11 protein-coding genes are annotated in these 17,251 nt (G+C 61.1%); 5 read left to right on the top strand and 6 right to left on the bottom strand.

Features of this window, described 5'->3' with window-relative positions; genetic code table 11:
• Positions 1-308: 308 nt before the first annotated feature.
• Positions 309-1,379: an autotransporter domain-containing protein gene (locus BW33_RS26090; protein WP_047602223.1), complete on the top strand. Its 1,071-nt coding sequence runs from the start codon at positions 309-311 to the stop codon at positions 1,377-1,379.
• Between the two features lie 92 nt (positions 1,380-1,471).
• Here the strand turns inward: BW33_RS26090 and glgB are convergent, their stop codons facing one another.
• From glgB to BW33_RS26075, 3 genes are all read right to left on the bottom strand, one after another.
• The gene (glgB, locus tag BW33_RS26085) at positions 1,472-3,703 is read right to left on the bottom strand and encodes a 1,4-alpha-glucan branching protein GlgB (RefSeq protein WP_047602221.1); all 2,232 of its coding nucleotides are present in this window, start codon (positions 3,701-3,703) and stop codon (positions 1,472-1,474) included.
• 2 nt (positions 3,704-3,705) lie between these two features.
• On the bottom strand, positions 3,706-7,047 hold the full coding sequence (treS, locus tag BW33_RS26080) for a maltose alpha-D-glucosyltransferase (RefSeq protein WP_047602220.1): 3,342 nt from the start codon (positions 7,045-7,047) through the stop codon (positions 3,706-3,708).
• Between the two features lie 170 nt (positions 7,048-7,217).
• Positions 7,218-9,212, bottom strand: a complete 1,995-nt coding sequence (locus BW33_RS26075; RefSeq protein WP_047602219.1) for an alpha-1,4-glucan--maltose-1-phosphate maltosyltransferase — start codon at positions 9,210-9,212, stop codon at positions 7,218-7,220.
• Positions 9,213-9,429: 217 nt separating this feature from the next.
• Here BW33_RS26075 and BW33_RS30060 point away from each other — a divergent pair, with 217 nt between their 5' ends.
• Positions 9,430-9,588 (top strand): hypothetical protein, encoded by a 159-nt coding sequence (locus BW33_RS30060; RefSeq protein WP_177327529.1) that lies wholly within the window; start codon positions 9,430-9,432, stop codon positions 9,586-9,588.
• 134 nt (positions 9,589-9,722) lie between these two features.
• Here BW33_RS30060 and BW33_RS26070 read toward each other — a convergent pair whose 3' ends face one another.
• Positions 9,723-10,235 carry an MgtC/SapB family protein gene (locus tag BW33_RS26070; RefSeq protein WP_047602218.1) on the bottom strand — a complete coding sequence of 171 codons (513 nt, stop codon included), beginning with the start codon at positions 10,233-10,235 and terminating at the stop codon, positions 9,723-9,725.
• Positions 10,236-10,358: 123 nt separating this feature from the next.
• Between BW33_RS26070 and BW33_RS26065 the strand changes: the two genes are divergently transcribed.
• From BW33_RS26065 to mapR, 3 genes are all read left to right on the top strand, one after another.
• Positions 10,359-10,607 (top strand): DUF3203 family protein, encoded by a 249-nt coding sequence (locus BW33_RS26065; RefSeq protein WP_047602217.1) that lies wholly within the window; start codon positions 10,359-10,361, stop codon positions 10,605-10,607.
• Between the two features lie 195 nt (positions 10,608-10,802).
• Complete coding sequence (ccoG, locus tag BW33_RS26060; RefSeq protein ID WP_047602216.1) at positions 10,803-12,233, top strand: cytochrome c oxidase accessory protein CcoG; 1,431 nt, start codon at positions 10,803-10,805, stop codon at positions 12,231-12,233.
• Between the two features lie 168 nt (positions 12,234-12,401).
• Positions 12,402-13,811, top strand: a complete 1,410-nt coding sequence (gene mapR, locus BW33_RS26055) for a GntR family transcriptional regulator MpaR (protein WP_008087199.1) — start codon at positions 12,402-12,404, stop codon at positions 13,809-13,811.
• Positions 13,812-13,927: 116 nt separating this feature from the next.
• On the opposite strand, the gene BW33_RS26050 is transcribed toward mapR, so the two are convergent.
• Both BW33_RS26050 and BW33_RS26045 read right to left on the bottom strand, forming a co-directional pair.
• Entirely contained in the window at positions 13,928-14,674 is a 747-nt protein-coding gene (locus BW33_RS26050) for an SDR family oxidoreductase (protein WP_047602213.1), read from the bottom strand.
• 242 nt (positions 14,675-14,916) lie between these two features.
• The gene (locus BW33_RS26045) at positions 14,917-16,998 is read right to left on the bottom strand and encodes a putative bifunctional diguanylate cyclase/phosphodiesterase (protein WP_047602211.1); all 2,082 of its coding nucleotides are present in this window, start codon (positions 16,996-16,998) and stop codon (positions 14,917-14,919) included.
• Positions 16,999-17,251: the final 253 nt, after the last annotated feature.

Raw genomic sequence — 17,251 nt, 5'->3', positions numbered from 1 at the left:
ACTTGATCCCTCTACAGCGCGGTTGTCGCACTGTATTTCCCTACAAACAACGACTTAGATATGTGCAGAAAAACAAACGCTTGCATGGCCTGATTTAGCCTTACCGCTCATCGCACCTTTTCTTGACGCATAGGCTTCGTTCTTCTTATCTCTACCTTACTACCCCCGGAATCACTAACCGGGGCGACCCTTCCGGCACTCGCGAAATCGAGCGCCGCGGTTCGCCCCGCTCCATTCGGTCGCCCCTCGTTCGGGGTAGGAGAGACGCCAGAAAAGAGATTCCGCATGCGCTTGCAAGGTAGACCTCCATGAAAAGCTCATTCACCCCGCAAGAAATCAAAGTGACGTTTTGCACAGTGTCGAGTTCGATTCTGCTGTGCTCATCCATGGAGGCGCAGGCCGGACCTGCGGCGGATGAAACCACTCCCTGGTATCGCCAGGATGTGCCCGTCCTGACCCTGCCCGCCACCGTTGTCACCCCCGGGCCCCAACGCCTGAGTCCACGTCCCGATCTGCGCGGCGCCAACCTGATCACCGAAGATCTGGCGCCGGCGGCCTGGGATCAGCTGTACGGGCGAAGCGCCCGGCAAGCGCAAACCGACGTACTTTCGCCAGGTTTTGCCGCCCCCGGCAACGGCGACTTCAAAGGTCCGCCCGTGCTCACCGTGCAAAGCGCCGGCGGTCACACCCAGACCCTCGGCCTGATTGGCGGATACCACCAGATCCAGGCCAACAGCAGCGGCCTGATCAACAGCCGAGCCCTCGTCGATCCGACCACCGACACCCTGAACCTGCAAGGCCAGAGCCTCGGCGCTTATTACCGCCTGACTGGTGCGCAGGGTTGGCATGTCGACCTGTCGGCCAGCGGTGGCCGGGTCAGCGGTTTCAGTCGCAACGAACAAGGCGCGCGCCAGGCCACCGAAGGCAGGGCGATGACTTTCTCGGTCGAAGGCGGCTACCCGATCGGTCTGGGCGAGAACTGGGTGGTTGAACCCCAGGCGCAACTGATCAACCAGCGCATCACCCTCGACACGCCGTACGCGGGTTCCGGCAATGCTTCGTCCTCGGATCTGTCGGCGTGGAGCGGCCGCGTCGGCGCCCGCCTCAAAGGCAGTTACGATGTGAACGGCCTGCCGGTGGAACCCTACGTGCGCACCAACCTCTGGCACACGGTCTATACCGGCAACACGGTGACCCTGGACCAGGTCGACAAGATCAGCAGCAGCCGCAAGTCATCGACAGTCGAATTGGGGCTGGGACTGGTGGCGCGGGTGACGCCGGCGGTCAGCCTGTATGTCAGCGCCGATTACAGCAGTGATGTGGATGACAATGATCTGAACGGGTTGATTGGCAGCCTGGGGGTGCGGATGCGTTGGTGAGCACGCCTTCGCGAGCAGGCTCACTCCTACAGGGAGACGTATTCCAAATGTAGGAGTGAGCCTGCTCGCGATGGCAGCGACGCGGTTGCGGATCAGCCCTCCGGCTTGAGAATCAACACCGCCAGCGGCGGCAGGTTCAGCTCCAGCGACAGCGACTGCCCATGGCTCGCCACCTCTTCGGTAAACGCCCCGCCGCCATTGCCATAATTCGACCCGGCATAGGTGTCGGCATCGCTGTTGAGCAGCTCCTTCCAGCGTCCGGCGAACGGCACGCCGACCCGGTACGACTGACGCGGCACCGGGGTGAAGTTGGCGACCACCAGTACCGGTTTGCCGTCCTTGCTCCAGCGCAGCCACGCGTACACGCTGTTGATCGCATCATCGCCGATCAACCACTGGAAGCCCTGCGGCGCATCGTCCTGATCGTGCAGCGCCGGTTCCTCGCGGTACAAGCGGTTGAGGTCGCCGACCAGTTTCTGCACGCCTTTGTGTTCCGAGTATTGCAGCAGGTACCAGTCCAGTTGCTGATCGTGATTCCACTCGCGCCACTGGCCGAATTCGCAGCCCATGAACAACAGCTTCTTGCCCGGATGGGTCCACATGAAACTCAGATAGGCGCGCAGGTTAGCGAATTTCTGCCAGCGGTCGCCGGGCATCTTGTCGATCAGCGAGTGCTTGCCGTGCACCACTTCGTCATGGGAGATCGGCAGGATGAAGCGCTCGGACCAGGCATAGACCAGGCCGAAACTCAATTCGTTGTGATGGTGCGCGCGGTACACCGGATCCTGCTGGATGTAGTGCAGCGAGTCGTGCATCCAGCCCATGTTCCATTTGTAGGCGAAACCGAGACCGCCCTGCTGGGTGCTCTGGCTGACACCCGGCCATGCGGTGGATTCCTCGGCGATCACCAGCGCCCCCGGGGCTTCCAGCTCGACCACGTCATTCAAGTGACGAAGGAAATCGATCGCCTCGAGATTCTCGCGCCCGCCGTGACGGTTCGGCACCCATTCGCCGGCCTTGCGCGAATAGTCGCGATAGAGCATCGAGGCCACCGCATCAACGCGCAGGCCATCGATGTGGAAATGCTTCAACCAGTGCAACGCCGACGCCAGCATGTAGCCATGCACCTCGGTGCGCCCGAGGTTGTAGATCAGCGTGTCCCAGTCCTGATGGAAACCTTCCAGCGGGTTGCCATATTCATACAACGCCGTGCCGTCGAACTGCGCCAGGCCGTGGGTATCGGTAGGAAAATGCGCCGGCACCCAGTCGAGGATCACGCCGATATCGGCGCGGTGGCAGGCGTCGACGAACTCACCGAACTGCTCTGGCGTGCCGTAACGGGCGCTCGGAGCGAATTGCGAGAGCAACTGATAACCCCATGAGCCGCCAAACGGGTGCTCCATGATCGGCATCAGTTCGATGTGGGTGAAACCCAGTTCCTTGACGTAAGGAATCAGCCGCTCGGCCAGCTCCGGCCAGGTGTACTGGCGGGCGACTTCGCCCAGATCGTCCAGTTCGCACTGCCACGATCCGGCATGCAATTCGTAGATCGACAGCGGCGCTGAATGCTTCTGCCGCTCGCGACGAGCGTTCATCCAGTCGTGATCCTGCCAGTTGATCTGCAGCGGTGCGGCGACTTTCGAGGCGGTGTCCGGCGGCAGACTGGTGGCCAGGGCCATCGGGTCGGCCTTCAGCGGCAAGATGCCGTGGGCGCCGAGGATCTCGTATTTGTACAACTCCCCTGCTTGCAGGCGCGGAATGAATAACTCCCAGACCCCGGACGGATGCCGCAGGCGCATCGGATGGCGGCGACCGTCCCACACGTTGAAATCGCCGACCACCGACACTCGGCGAGCATTCGGCGCCCACACGGCAAAACGCACACCGTCGACGCCATCGACCGTGGTCAGTTGTGCGCCAAGGCAACTGCTGAGGTCGCGGTGATTGCCTTCGGCGAACAGATACAGGTCCATTTCGCCAAGCAACTGGCCAAAGCTGTAGGGATCTTCCGCGACCTGTTCGCCACCGGCCCAACGCGTGCGCAGCAGATACGGCCGCGCCTGATCGAAGTGACCGACAAACAATCCCGGGGTTTCAGTGGCGGTCAGTTCGCCACGTTCTTCGCCACTGTCCTTGTCCAGCACTTCGACTTTCAACGCACCCGGCAGATAAGCGCGGATGAACTGCCCGCCAGCACCATCACCGTGCGGGCCGAGAATGGAAAACGGGTCGTGGTGTTCAGCGCGCACCAGGGCATCAATATCCTGCGCCGCCGGCAGTAACGCTTCTTTAGCGTGACCCTGTTCCTTGTTCGAGAAACTCATGACTACTCTCCACCAAGATCGGAAAAGGGTTTAAGCCCCGTCAATAACCCATACAAACCGTGCAACGGCACGGGCAGCCACGTGGGGCGATTTTCGGCTTCATAGGCCACTTCATAGGCCGCCTTCTCCAGGCCGAACAGCGCAAGCGCAGCGTCGGCACCCGCAGGATCCTGCCAGGCATGATCAAGACTAGCTGCCGCTTGGCGATACGCCTGAACAAATGCCTCGCGCGCCTCACGCAGATAGCGCTCGGCAACCCGATGCCGGGCCGCTTCCGACTCTGGACTGTGATCGACGTTGTGCACGTTGATCGTCATCGCCGCCGCGTAATCGAAGGAACGCAGCACGCCGCTGACGTCCTTGTACGGACTGTGTCTGCCGCGCCGTTCGTGCAGTGGCCGCGCCGGTTCACCCTCGAAATCGATCAGGTAGGCATCGCCCTTGATCACCAGCACCTGACCCAGATGCAAGTCGCCGTGGACACGAATACGCAAGCCGCCCACGGCTTTCTGCGCCAGTTCCTGCACATGGCCGAGGATGACTTTTTTGTTGTCCAGCAGCCTTGCGACCATTTTCTGATCCGCCGTGCTCAGATGACTCTGATGCTGCTTGAGCAGCTTCAAGGCATGCTCGACCTGCGCCGCGACGTCCTTGCCAGTGGCTTGGGCGTCCTTGGCACTGGTGGTTTGCGGGGAAAAGTCGGGGTTGTCGCTTGGCGCCGCCAGCACTTGGTGCATTTCCCCCAGACGTTGGCCGAGCATGCCGGCAAAGTCCTTCAGTTCGCCAAGGGCGTTGTAATGCTGATCCTGCTCGGACATCGAGTCGGCCAGCTCATCACGCAGCGCCCGCTCGAGGTTGTTCTGCGTCCACTCCCAGGCATCGCCCTGATTGCTCAGATAGCCTTGGGCGATCATCAGCAGATTGTCTTCGCCAGCGCCATCGCGGCGGATCACCGAGCCGAGCAGCGGCGAGATGTTCTCGAAACCGGCTTCAGTCAGGTACGCGCTCATTTCCAATTCCGGGTGCACGCCGGAGGCAACCTTGCGGATCAACTTCAGCACCAGGCTGTTGCCGATCACCACCGAACTGTTCGACTGCTCGGCCGACAGATAGCGCACCTCGGATTCGGCGCCGAGGCCGAGTTTTTCCAGCTGCGCGGTCGGCGCGAAACGAATCTCGCCCTGTTCGGAGCTGAGCACGGTGTTGCTCTGCATGCCTTGCAGCACTGCGCGCACAAACGTTTCAAGACTGAACGCGTCGGTAATCAGGCCGACCTGACGCCCGCGCCGTACGCGGGACAACGCCAACTGCTGCGGCAACGCCGGCCCGACCTGATCTTCGGCGATGAAACCGAACGGCAGTTGATAGCGGCTGGTCTGCCCGGCGCTGGTGACTTCGATTTCGCTGAGCAGCACCGGATGCTGCGCATCGCCGAAGCGCACGCCGTAGGCCAGATTGACCTGTTCGATGGCTGCGTCCTTGCCGGCGAACCAGCGGCGGTTCTGCAGCCAGCTCGGCAGAATGCTCTGCTCCAGGGTGGCGCGGGTCGGTGCTTCGAGCAGCTCTTCCATGCGTTTTTTCAGCACCAGCGTGGTGAAGTCCGGCAGGCTCTGCGCCGGTTCCACGTGCCAGCTCGGCATCTGGTTTTCCGCAGCCAGGGCGAACCAGTAGAAACCATACGGCGCCAGGGTCAGGAGGAAATTCAACTGGCCGATCGGCGGGAACGCGTTACCGCCGAGCATCTCCACCGGAACCATGCCGACGTAGGCCGAGAGATCAAGTTCCGCCGCCTGCGCGCTGCGCGAAACGTTGGCCACGCAGAGAATGATTTCATGCTTGCCGTCAGCGTCGGTGAACTCGCGGGTGTAGGCCAGAATCCGTCGGTTGCTCGGCGAAAGCATCTTCAGCGTGCCACGACCGAACGCCTTGGACTGCTTGCGCACGGCGAGCATGCGTCGCGTCCAGTTGAGCAGCGAATGCGGGTCGCCGGCCTGAGTCTCGACGTTGACCGACAGATAACCGTATTGCGGGTCCATGATCGGCGGCAGCACCAGACTCGCCGGATCGGCGCGAGAGAAACCGCCGTTGCGGTCGATCGACCATTGCATCGGCGTGCGCACGCCGTCGCGGTCGCCTAGGTAGATGTTGTCGCCCATGCCGATTTCATCGCCGTAATACAAAGTCGGCGTGCCGGGCATCGACAGCAACAAGCTGTTGAGCAGCTCGACGCGGCGGCGGTCACGCTCCATCAACGGCGCCAGACGCCGACGAATGCCAAGGTTGATCCGCGCGCGACGGTCAGCGGCGTAGTAATTCCACAGGTAGTCGCGCTCCTTGTCGGTGACCATTTCCAGCGTCAGCTCATCGTGGTTGCGCAGGAAAATCGCCCACTGGCAGTTGGCAGGAATTTCCGGGGTTTGGCGCAAAATGTCGGTGATCGGGAAGCGATCTTCCTGGGCCAGCGCCATGTACATGCGCGGCATCAGCGGGAAGTGAAAGGCCATGTGGCATTCGTCGCCGTTGACGCCTTCGGCATCGGTGTCGCCGAAGTACAACTGGGTGTCTTCCGGCCATTGGTTGGCCTCGGCCAGCAGCATGCGGTCGGGGTAATTTGCATCGATCTCGGCACGGATCTGCTTGAGGACGTCGTGGGTCTCGGGCAGGTTTTCGTTGTTGGTGCCGTCGCGTTCGATCAGGTACGGAATCGCGTCGAGGCGCAGGCCGTCGATGCCCATGTCCAGCCAGTAGCGCATCACCGACAGCACCGCTTTCATCACTTGCGGGTTGTCGAAGTTGAGGTCGGGCTGGTGCGAATAGAAACGGTGCCAGAAGTACTGGCCGGCGACCGGATCCCAGGTCCAGTTGGACTTTTCGGTGTCGAGGAAGATGATCCGCGTGCCGTCGTATTTCTGATCGTCATCCGACCACACATAGAAGTCGCGCGCCGCCGACCCGGGCTTGGCCTTGCGCGCCCGCTGGAACCACGGGTGCTGATCCGAGGTGTGGTTGATGACCAGTTCGGTGATCACCCGCAAACCACGCTTGTGCGCCTCGGCGATAAAACGCTTGGCGTCGGCCATCGTCCCGTAGTCGCTATGTACGCCGCGGTATTCGGCGATGTCATAGCCGTCGTCGCGCCGTGGCGACGGATAGAACGGCAATAGCCAGATGGTGTTGACGCCGAGTTCGGCGATGTAGTCGAGTTTGGCGATCAGGCCGGGAAAGTCGCCGATACCGTCGTTGTTGGAGTCGAAAAACGATTTGACGTGAACTTGATAGATCACCGCATCCTTGTACCAGAGCGGGTCTTTGATAAAGGTGGCTGCCTTGGGTTTCTTCGCCATGTGAAACTCCTGTTCAATTCTAGAAAAGCCGTGAGCCGATCACCTGACTCCAACTCAATGAGCAACCTGTGGGAGCGAGCCTGCTCGCGAATGCGGATTAACATTCAGCAAAAATATCGCCTGCAAAATTGCTTTCGCGAGCAGGCTCGCTCCCACAGGAGGATCTGTGTTCAGACAGTAATCCGCCAGATCCCGAACGGCTGGTACGCCGGGTCAATCCGCATGAACTGATATTTGCCATGCCAGTCCCAGCGGTGCCCGTTCATCAAGTCCTCACCGTGGGTGGTTGCGTCGTCGGGCAGGCCCATCTCCCACAGCGGCAACTCGAAATTGGCTTCCTGCACGTTGTGCGGATCAAGGCTCACCGCCACCAGAATGAAATTGCTGCCGTCGAAGCTGCGCTTGCCGAAGTACAGAATGTTGTCGTTCCACACGTTGTAGACCTTCAGCCCCAGATGCGTGTGCAGCGCCGGGTTCTGCCGGCGGATGCGGTTGAGCTGGGCGATTTCGGCAATGATGTTGCCCGGCGCATTGAAGTCGCGGACGCGGATCTCGTACTTCTCCGAATCGAGGTATTCCTCCTTGCCCGGCACCGGCGCCGCTTCGCACAGCTCATAACCGGAATACATGCCCCACAAACCCGAACCCATGGTCGCCAGCGCCGCGCGGATCAGAAACCCCGGACGCCCCGACTCATGCAGGAACGCCGGGTTGATGTCCGGTGTGTTGACGAAGAAGTTCGGCCGGTAGCACTCGCGCCACGGCGACTCGTTGAGTTCGGTGAAGTAGCTCGCCAGCTCCGACTTGGTGTTGCGCCAGGTGAAATAGGTGTAGCTCTGGGAATAACCGACCTTGCCCAGACGCGCCATCATCGCCGGCGTGGTGAACGCCTCGGCGAGGAAAATCACTTCCGGGTGCAGCGCCCGCACATCGGCGATCAGCCATTGCCAGAACGGCAGCGGTTTGGTGTGCGGATTGTCGACGCGGAAGATCTTCACACCTTCGTTGACCCAGCCAACCACGATATCGCGCAACTCGACCCACAAGCTGGGGATCGCGTCCGGCGCATAGAAGTCGACGTTGACGATGTCCTGGTATTTCTTCGGCGGGTTTTCCGCGTATTTGATCGTGCCGTCCGGGCGCCAGTTGAACCAGCCCGGATGCTGCTTGAGCCACGGGTGATCCTGCGAACACTGGATGGCGAAATCGAGGGCGATTTCCAGGCCATGCTCAGCGGCAGCGGCGACCAACCGGCGGAAGTCTTCGCGGGTACCGAGCTGCGAGTGAATCGCCTCGTGCCCGCCGTCCTCACTGCCGATCGCGTACGGACTGCCCGGATCATCGGGGCCGGCGGTCAGGGAATTGTTGCGGCCCTTGCGGTGGGCGCGGCCGATCGGGTGGATCGGCGTGAAGTACAGCACGTCAAAACCCATGTCCTGAATCATCGGCAGGCGCGAATGCACGTCGTTGAAAGTGCCGTGACGGTTGGGATCGTCGGTGATCGAGCGCGGAAACAGCTCGTACCAACTGGCAAACTCGGCCAGTTCACGCTCGACATCCACCGGGAATTCGGCGCTCAGGCTCAGATAGGCACGGTGATCGGCCTGCGCCATCAATTGCGCACTGCGCGAGTGCAGAAACAGCGCCACCTGCTCGGTTTCGAGCAGACCGGACAATTCGTGGTGCAAAGCGGCAAGTTGTTCGCTGAGCTGACCTTCGCTGCGCTCTGCGGCCTGCTGCACCATGCTGCGGCCTTCCTGCAGTTCGAGCGACACCGGGACGGCGGCGTTGTGCTTTTTCTCCAGTTCGTACTGGAAACTGGCGAAATGATCGATCCACGCTTCGATGCAGTACAGATAGCGACCCTGGCGTTCGGGACGAAACTGCCCCTGCCAACTGTTATTGCCCAGCTCGTTCATCACCTCGCTGTGCCAGCTCTCTTCGCCCTCCGCGCGCCAGCGGATGCGCACCGCCAGCTTGTCGTGGCCGTCGGCAAAGACCTTGCTGGTGACGATCACCTCACGCTCGACGATAGACTTGACCGCAAACTGCCCGCCATCGAGGGTGGGCATGGTGTTTTCGATCACGATGCGCGGCAGCAGCAACGCCTGCGACAGCGGCATGTGCGGGTTGTAGCTCTGCTCTGAAGGTTTTTCAGCAGACATCGAGCATCTCTCCTTAACGCCCCAAGGACGCTCTTGTGCCGGAACAGTGTTCACAATGAGGCACCGGCCCCGACTTGAACTCACTTAGGTTCCGAGCGACCGGCGCGGGGAAAAGTTCACAGGGATTTGCCTGGACAAAAAAGCGGATCGAATTCATCACACGGTGGTCAATCCACTTAAGCACTTCTCACGCCATGTGCCACACGGAGGTCTACAGATGAACATCCCGATCCCGGCCGAAACGCCTGATCCGAACATCGACAAACCCACCCTGCCCGAGACCGAACCGCAGCCGATTCCCGAGCAGGAACCACCGGGCAGCACGCCACCGCCGAAGGAAGAACCACCGACGACGATGCCGCCCGTAATCGTCTGAACCGCGCCTCGCTCCCCCCTGTAGGAGCTGCCGCAGGCTCGGGCCGCGATCGGACGATCTTTTGATCTTGTTTTTTAAAATCAAAGTCAAAAGATCGCAGCCTTCGGCAGCTCCTACAGGGTGTTTACGGGTTGTTACAGGTGTGGTTTTTTCTCGTCGTCCTTCTCGAACATCCTGACCACCCGAGGCATCACGCTGAAGATCCCCAGCGCCAACAAGGTGCTGAGCAGCGCGGTCGCTTCCCTGCCCAACCCGGCGGCCACGCCGATCGCCGCCGTCATCCACAACCCGGCGGCAGTGGTCAGCCCTTTGACATGGCCTTCATCGCCTTCCTGATTCTTCAGAATCGTCCCGGCACCCAAAAAGCCGATCCCGGCGATCACTCCCTGCAACACTCGGCTCATCGCATCGGACTCTGCCCCAGAGGTCTGCGGCACCAGCACAAACAGCGCTGCGCCGAGCGCCACCAGCATATGCGTGCGCACCCCGGCGGCCTTGCCCTTGTGCTCCCGCTCGAAACCGAGGATCCCGCCCAGCACCGCCGCCATCAACAGGCGCACGGTGATGCGCGTCAGTTGCGAGGCATCGCCGATGTCGGCGAACTCCCCTTGCAGCGTCACCCACACTTCATGCCACCAGGCGTTCATCGCTCCGTCCTTTTTTATATGTCGTCAGGGGATGGACAGCGGCGACCATTAATCAGTTGCGCAGAACGATTGGCAAAACGCGCGCCCTAACCTTTCAGGTACCCATGAAAAAAGGACAGCCTCATGCCCGTTCGAATCGATGAATCCAATCCCGAATCCAAAGTGTGTTTTTTCACCGTGGAAAATGGCGAAGAAATTCGTATCTGCGACACCCTGGAAGTCAAAACCGATAGCGAAAAAGCCATGTCGTTCGTGGAAATTGAAAGTCGGCGCATTTACATCACCGAAGCAGAAGCCGACGCCTTGACCGTCGCCGGCGCGAAGGATGGCCGTAAGCACCTGAAGGCCGACGAGAGTGATTCGGTGATTTGACTGACCTTGATCAACACCCGGTGCAGACGCCTGCGATAGGCGTTTGCGCCTGCGTCTGCGGGCTGCTTCAAGTTGTCGCAGCGTGTGGATCAGAAGCCATCTGATACGCTTTTTATTCAAATAGCTGAGTCTGTTATGCAAACAGATCGGCGCTCATAGTTCATTCGCCTGATGGAGGCTGATGAGCGAACGACCATGAGCGAACAAATCCCCGTCCGAACCGTAGAAGCAAGCCCCACCATAAAAAATGTGCCTGGTCGCCCGATGAAGGCGAAGGCCGGCTCCACCGACACGCAGATCCACACCCGCAGTTTCACCGGCCTGTTCCGCACCTTGCGCATGAGCGGCGCGGGCTTTCTGTTCCTGCTGTTCTTCGGCACCGTGTGGCTGAACTGGGGCGGTCGTCAGGCGGTGCTGTGGGACTTGGCCGAAAGCAAATTCCACATCTTCGGCGCGACCTTCTGGCCACAGGATTTCATTCTGCTCTCGGCGCTGCTGATCATTGCCGCGTTCGGCCTGTTCGCCATCACCGTGTTCGCCGGCCGGGTCTGGTGCGGCTACACCTGCCCACAGAGTTCGTGGACATGGATTTTCATGTGGTGCGAGAAAGTCACCGAGGGCGAACGCAACCAGCGGATCAAACTGCAAGCGGCGCCCTGGGGCCTGAACAAACTGGCCCGCCGCGCCGCCAAGCACACCTTGTGGCTGGCGATCAGCGTAATGACCGGGCTGACGTTCGTCGGCTACTTCACGCCGATTCGTCCACTGGCCGAAGAGCTGGTCACCCTGCAGATCGGCGGGGTCAGTCTGTTCTGGGTGCTGTTCTTCACCGCCGCCACTTACATCAACGCCGGTTGGTTGCGCGAAGCGGTGTGCATGCACATGTGCCCGTATGCGCGATTCCAGAGCGTGATGTTCGACAAGGACACCCTGGCGATTTCCTACGACGTGGCCCGTGGCGAAAATCGTGGCCCGCGCAAGCGCGACGTGAAACCCGCCGAAGCCGGCCTGGGTGATTGCATCGACTGCCAGTTGTGCGTGCAGGTCTGTCCGACCGGCATCGACATCCGCGACGGCCTGCAGATGGAATGCATCGGCTGCGCAGCGTGCATCGACGCCTGTGATTCGATCATGGACAAAATGAACTACCCGCGCGGCCTGATCCGCTACAGTTCCGAACGCGAATTGCAGGGCGGCAAGACCCATCTGCTGCGACCACGGCTGATCGGCTACGTCGCGGTGCTGCTGGTGATGATCGGCGCCCTGGCGCTGGCCCTGATCGAACGGCCGATGGTCTCGCTGGATGTGACCAAGGATCGCGGGCTGTTCCGCGAGAACGGTCAGGGCCAGATCGAGAACATCTACACCCTCAAGGTGATCAACAAGACCCAGCAGCGCCAGGACTACACCCTGAGCCTGGTGGAGGGCGACGGCTTCCAGTTGCAGGGCAAGACCGAACTGAGCCTGGCGCCGGGGGAAATTGTCGATGTGCCGGTGTCGGTGGCGATGACCACGGAGCGCCCGGCCAGCAGCTCGCAGACCTTGAGCTTCAAAATCGCCGACAGCGACAAGCCGCAGATTTACAGCGTGGCGAAAAGCAGGTTTGTGGCGCCGATGAATCGCTGATCCCTTAAGATGCAGCGCTCTTTTGACACTGCGATCCCTGTGGCGAGGGAGCTTGCTCCCGCTGGGCTGCGTAGCGGCCCCAAAAGCTTGTGAGCGCTGCGTACTCAAGCGGGAGCAAGCTCCCTCGCCACAAAGAGCAATCCTAATTCAGTCCATCGCGGGATACCGATGAAACGCTACGAAAAATTCGCCGACGACATCGCTGAACTGATCCGCTCCGGCGTGCTCGGCCCCGGGCAACGGGTGCCTTCGGTGCGCTACGCCAGCCAGACTTACGGGGTCAGCCCGTCCACGGTATTCCAGGCCTATTACCTGCTCGAACGTCGTGGCCTGATCCGCGCGCGGCCGCGCTCCGGCTACTTCGTCAACACCCACGCACCGAGTCCGTTCTCGGAGCCGGTGATCAGCAGCCACGTCAACGACTCCACCGAAGTCGACGTCAGCGAACTGGTGTTCTCGGTGCTCGAATCGATCAAGGATCCGAGCACCGTGCCCTTCGGTTCGGCGTTCCCCAGCCCGACCCTGTTTCCGTTGCAGCGTTTGTCGCGATCGCTGGCCAGCGCGGCGCGGGAGATGGATCCGCGCATGGTGGTTACCGACATGTCGCCGGGCAACCCGCAACTGCGCCGGCAGATCGCCCTGCGCTACATGGTCGGCGGGCTGATGCTGCCGATGGAAGAACTGCTGATCACCAACGGCGCCCTCGAAGCGCTGAACCTGTGCCTGCAAGCGGTCACCGAGCCGGGCGATCTGGTGGCCATCGAGGCCCCGGCGTTCTATGCCAGCCTGCAAGTGCTGGAGCGGCTGAAACTCAAAGCCGTGGAAATCCCCGTGCACCCACGCGACGGTATCGACCTCGGCGTGCTTGCGCAGACCCTGGAGCGCCATCCGATCAAGGCCTGCTGGTGCATGACCAGTTTCCAGAACCCGATGGGCGCGACCATGCCCGAGGCGAAGAAACAGGAACTGGTGGAACTGCTGCGCCGACATCAGGTGCCGCTGATCGAGGACGACGTCTACGCCGAACTCTATTACGGCCAGCAAGCGCCGAAACCGGCCAAGGCCTTCGACACCGAAGGGCTGGTGATGCACTGCGGTTCGTTCGCCAAGAGCCTGGCCCCCGGCTACCGCATCGGCTGGGTCGCTGCCGGGCGTTACGCGCAGAAAATCGAACGGCTGAAACTGATGACCTCACTGTGCGCCTCGATGCCGGCACAAGCGGCCATCGCCGACTACCTGCAACACGGCGGCTACGACCGCCACTTGCGCAAATTGCGCTACGCCCTGGAAGAACAGCAAAGTGCGATGCTCGCGGCGATTGCACGGTATTTCCCGGCGCAAACCCGGGTCAGCCAACCGGCCGGCGGCTACTTCCTGTGGCTGGAACTGCCACCGCAGATGGATTCATTGAAGTTGTTTCAGATGGCGCTGGCGCAGGGCATCAGCATCGCGCCGGGGCCGATCTTTTCGCCGACCCAGCGGTTCAGGAACTGCATCCGCTTGAACTACGGCAGCCCGTGGACCGAGGATTCGGAGAAGGCGATGGAGACATTGGGGCGGATAGTGCGGTCGTTCTGACGGTTCTGTATTGTCTGAGCTATAGCTATCGCGAGCAGGCTCACGCCTACATTGAAATGCGTTCACCCTGTAGGAGTGAGCCTGCTCGCGATGAGGCCTTACCAGACGCCGTTGAGTTAACGCCCGCCACCCAGATCGACAAACGTCCCGGTCGCATAGGAAGCCTTGTCCGACAGCAACCAGACAATCGCCTCCGCCACTTCATCCGGGCGCCCGCCCCGGGCCATCGGGATCGCCGACTCAAGCTTGCTGACCCGATCCGGATCGCCGCTCAACGCGTGGAAATCGGTATAGATATAACCCGGTCGCACCGCGTTGACGCGAATGCCCTCGCCGGCCACTTCCTTGGACAGACCGATGGTGAAGGTGTCGAGCGCGCCTTTGGACGCGGCGTAGTCGACGTACTCGTTGGGCGAACCCAGCCGTGCGGCGACCGAGGAGACGTTGACGATGCTGCCGCCCTGCCCGCCGTGTTTGGGCGACATGCGCAGGATCGCGTGCTTGGCGCAGAGGATCGGCGCCAGGACGTTGGTTTTCATGATTTTGAGAATGCGAAATTCGGACATTTCATCGACTCGCGACTTGTGCCCGACGGTGCCGGCGTTGTTCACCAGCGCGGTGACCCGCCCCAGTTCGGTGTCGACCCGCTGAAACAGTGCGATCACTTCGTCTTCGATGCTGACATCGGCGCGTACCGCAATGGCTTGCGCCCCCAGCGCCCGCACTTGCTCCAGCACACTGTGCGCGGCCTGTTCATCCGACTGATAGTTGATGCAGATCCGATAGCCCTGTCCGGCAGCCAACAACGCCGTAGCGGCGCCAATTCCGCGCCCGCCACCGGTGATAACCATGACTTTATCCATGCTGGCCCTTCCCCCAATGCACACTTGACAGTCGGGTTGAAGAATAACCGCCATTGGGCGGTTTTGCATGGGCTCTGTCAAAGACAAGACCATGCATGAGACTGAGATGTTTATTGTGGCGAGAGAGCTTGCTCCCGCTCGGCTGCGAAGCAGACGTGAATCCGGCCAACACCGTATAACCGAGTAAAAACGCGGCCGCTTCGCGCCCCAGCGGGAGCAAGCTCCCTCGTCACAGAATGCAGTCAGACAGCCGCCGGAGCCTCTCCACGGGCAATGTTCTGCATGAAGCGATCCGCCGGCATCGGATGCCCCAACAGATAGCCCTGCAAAGAATCACAGCCCAACTGCGTGAGGAAATCCTGCTGCACGTCGGTCTCCACACCCTCGGCAACGATGCGCAAACCCAGTGCCTGCCCCAGCGCCACAATCGCCGAGACGATGGCTGCGTCATCGCTGTCGTGCTCCAGATCGCGGACAAAACCGCGGTCGATCTTCAGCTCGTTGGCCGGCAAACGCTTGAGGTACATCAGGCTCGAATACCCGGTGCCGAAGTCGTCGATCGACAGGTCGACGCCCATGTCCGACAACTCCTGCAACACCGTCATGCTCGCATCCGCGTCGCTCATGGCCGTGGTTTCGGTGATTTCCAGGGTCAGGCTATTGGCCGGCAGATGGTGGGTCGCCAGCGCCTTGGCCACGCTCTGCACCAGCCCCGCGTGGCAGAACTGCAAGGCTGAGAGGTTCACCGCGATGCGCCAGTCGGTGTAACCGAGCACGTACCATTCGCGCATCTGCCGGCAGGCCTCGTTGAGCACCCATTCACCGATGGCGATGATCAGGCCGGTCTTCTCCGCCAGATCGATGAACTTGTCCGGGAGCAGCATGCCCTGGGTCGGATGCTGCCAGCGCAGCAGCGCTTCGGCACCGACCGGACGGCCACTGGCGGCATCGAATTTGGGTTGGAAATACAGGCTGAACTGACTGTGCTCCAGCGCAGCCCGCAGATCCTGCAACAGTTGCAGCTGCTTGCGCGCGTTGCTGTTCATCGAGGCATCGAAGAAGCTGTAACCGTTTTTTCCGCTGCCCTTGGCGTGATACATCGCCGCGTCGGCGTTCATCAGCAGTTCCTGAGCGCTCAGGCCGTTACCCGGGTACAGGGCGATGCCGACACTGGCAGAAATCTGCAAGTCGTGCTCGGCCACGCGGAACGCCTGACCGAGCAACCCGACCTGACGCGCGGCCAGCCCGAGAGCATCGTCGGGTTCGCTCAGCCGCACCAGTAGCACGAATTCGTCGCCGCCGATCCGCGCCAACGTGTCCTGGCTGCGCAAGTCTTCACGCAGACGCACCCCGACTTCGCGCAGCAACTGGTCGCCCATGTGATGGCCAAAGGCATCGTTGACCGGTTTGAAACCGTCCAGATCGATGAACATCAGCGCAAAACAACCGCCCTGCTCCTCGACTTTTTTCATCGCCTGATTGATCCGGTCATCCAGCAGCATGCGGTTCGGCAGGCCGGTCAGGGTGTCGTGCAACGCCAGTTGCGTCAGTTCGCGGTTGGCCAGGGTCAGCGAATGCGCCAGATCGGCGGTGCGCGTTTCAAGACGGGCATCGAGAATCGAGGTGAGCAAGGCAATCGACAGCACCGCCAGCGTGGTGATCAGCACCAGATTGTCGAGGCCGTTGCCCTTGAGGCCGTCGAGCGACGCACCGCAGAAACTGCCATCAGGAAACTGCGCGGCGGCCATGCCGGTGTAGTGCATGCCGACAATCGCGATGCCCATGATCACCGCCGCACCGCCGCGAATCAGGCGCACATAAGGCGAGTGCTGGCGCAGGCGGAAGGCGATCCCCAACGCCGCTGCCGAAGCGCCGACCGCAATCAGCAATGAGGCACCGAACAGCGTCGGATCGTAATCGATGCCAGGCGTCATGCGCAGCGCGGCCATGCCGGTGTAATGCATTGCACTGATGCCGGCGCCCATGACCAAAGCACCAAAGGCCAATTGCCAAATCGGCAGTTTCGGTTGGCTGACCAGCCATAGCGCGAACCCGCAGGACAGCACTGCGATCAGTAGCGACAGCGCGGTAATCGCAATGTCGTAACCCAGGTCGATCGGCAGCTTGAAGGCCAGCATGCCGATGAAGTGCATCGACCAGACGCCGACCCCCATCGCCAGTGCACCGCCCGCCGTCCAGAAATGCACTGCGCGTCCGCGGGCGCTGGCGATGCGCCCGGTCAGGTCGAGCGCGGTGTAGGACGCGAGGATCGCCACACACAAAGAAATGAAAACCAGGGTGAAGGAATAATTACCGATGAGCATGGGGATTCTCGCAACCACCCGCACCGTACTGCGTCCATTCTCGGCCGGGCAAATGCGGCGATTGTACTGATTGCGCGGAAGAACGCACTGACAAAGTAATCATTTTGCCATCAAGCCGATGAAACGCTTGTTTGATCGTTTTGCAAGGCTCTGGAACAACAAACACAACCTGTAGGAGCTGCGGCACGCGGCGATCTTTTGACCTTGTTTTCAAAGATCAAAAGATCGCCGCGTGCCGCAGCTCCTACACAGG

The organism is Pseudomonas sp. RIT288, assembly GCF_000631985.1.
Taxonomy (GTDB): domain Bacteria; phylum Pseudomonadota; class Gammaproteobacteria; order Pseudomonadales; family Pseudomonadaceae; genus Aquipseudomonas.
This window is presented reverse-complemented; position numbering and strand designations above follow the sequence as displayed.

What these genes read in the sequence shown, in the direction of transcription:
- BW33_RS26050 (WP_047602213.1), bottom strand. Translation starts at nt 14,674, where the DNA reads ATGGATAAAGTCATGGTTATCACCGGTGGCGGGCGCGGAATTGGCGCC.
- BW33_RS26090 (WP_047602223.1), top strand. Translation starts at nt 309, where the DNA reads ATGAAAAGCTCATTCACCCCGCAAGAAATCAAAGTGACGTTTTGCACA.
- ccoG (WP_047602216.1), top strand. Translation starts at nt 10,803, where the DNA reads ATGAGCGAACAAATCCCCGTCCGAACCGTAGAAGCAAGCCCCACCATA.
- BW33_RS26075 (WP_047602219.1), bottom strand. Translation starts at nt 9,212, where the DNA reads ATGTCTGCTGAAAAACCTTCAGAGCAGAGCTACAACCCGCACATGCCG.
- BW33_RS30060 (WP_177327529.1), top strand. Translation starts at nt 9,430, where the DNA reads ATGAACATCCCGATCCCGGCCGAAACGCCTGATCCGAACATCGACAAA.
- BW33_RS26065 (WP_047602217.1), top strand. Translation starts at nt 10,359, where the DNA reads ATGCCCGTTCGAATCGATGAATCCAATCCCGAATCCAAAGTGTGTTTT.
- BW33_RS26045 (WP_047602211.1), bottom strand. Translation starts at nt 16,998, where the DNA reads ATGCTCATCGGTAATTATTCCTTCACCCTGGTTTTCATTTCTTTGTGT.
- BW33_RS26070 (WP_047602218.1), bottom strand. Translation starts at nt 10,235, where the DNA reads ATGAACGCCTGGTGGCATGAAGTGTGGGTGACGCTGCAAGGGGAGTTC.
- mapR (WP_008087199.1), top strand. Translation starts at nt 12,402, where the DNA reads ATGAAACGCTACGAAAAATTCGCCGACGACATCGCTGAACTGATCCGC.
- glgB (WP_047602221.1), bottom strand. Translation starts at nt 3,703, where the DNA reads ATGAGTTTCTCGAACAAGGAACAGGGTCACGCTAAAGAAGCGTTACTG.
- treS (WP_047602220.1), bottom strand. Translation starts at nt 7,047, where the DNA reads ATGGCGAAGAAACCCAAGGCAGCCACCTTTATCAAAGACCCGCTCTGG.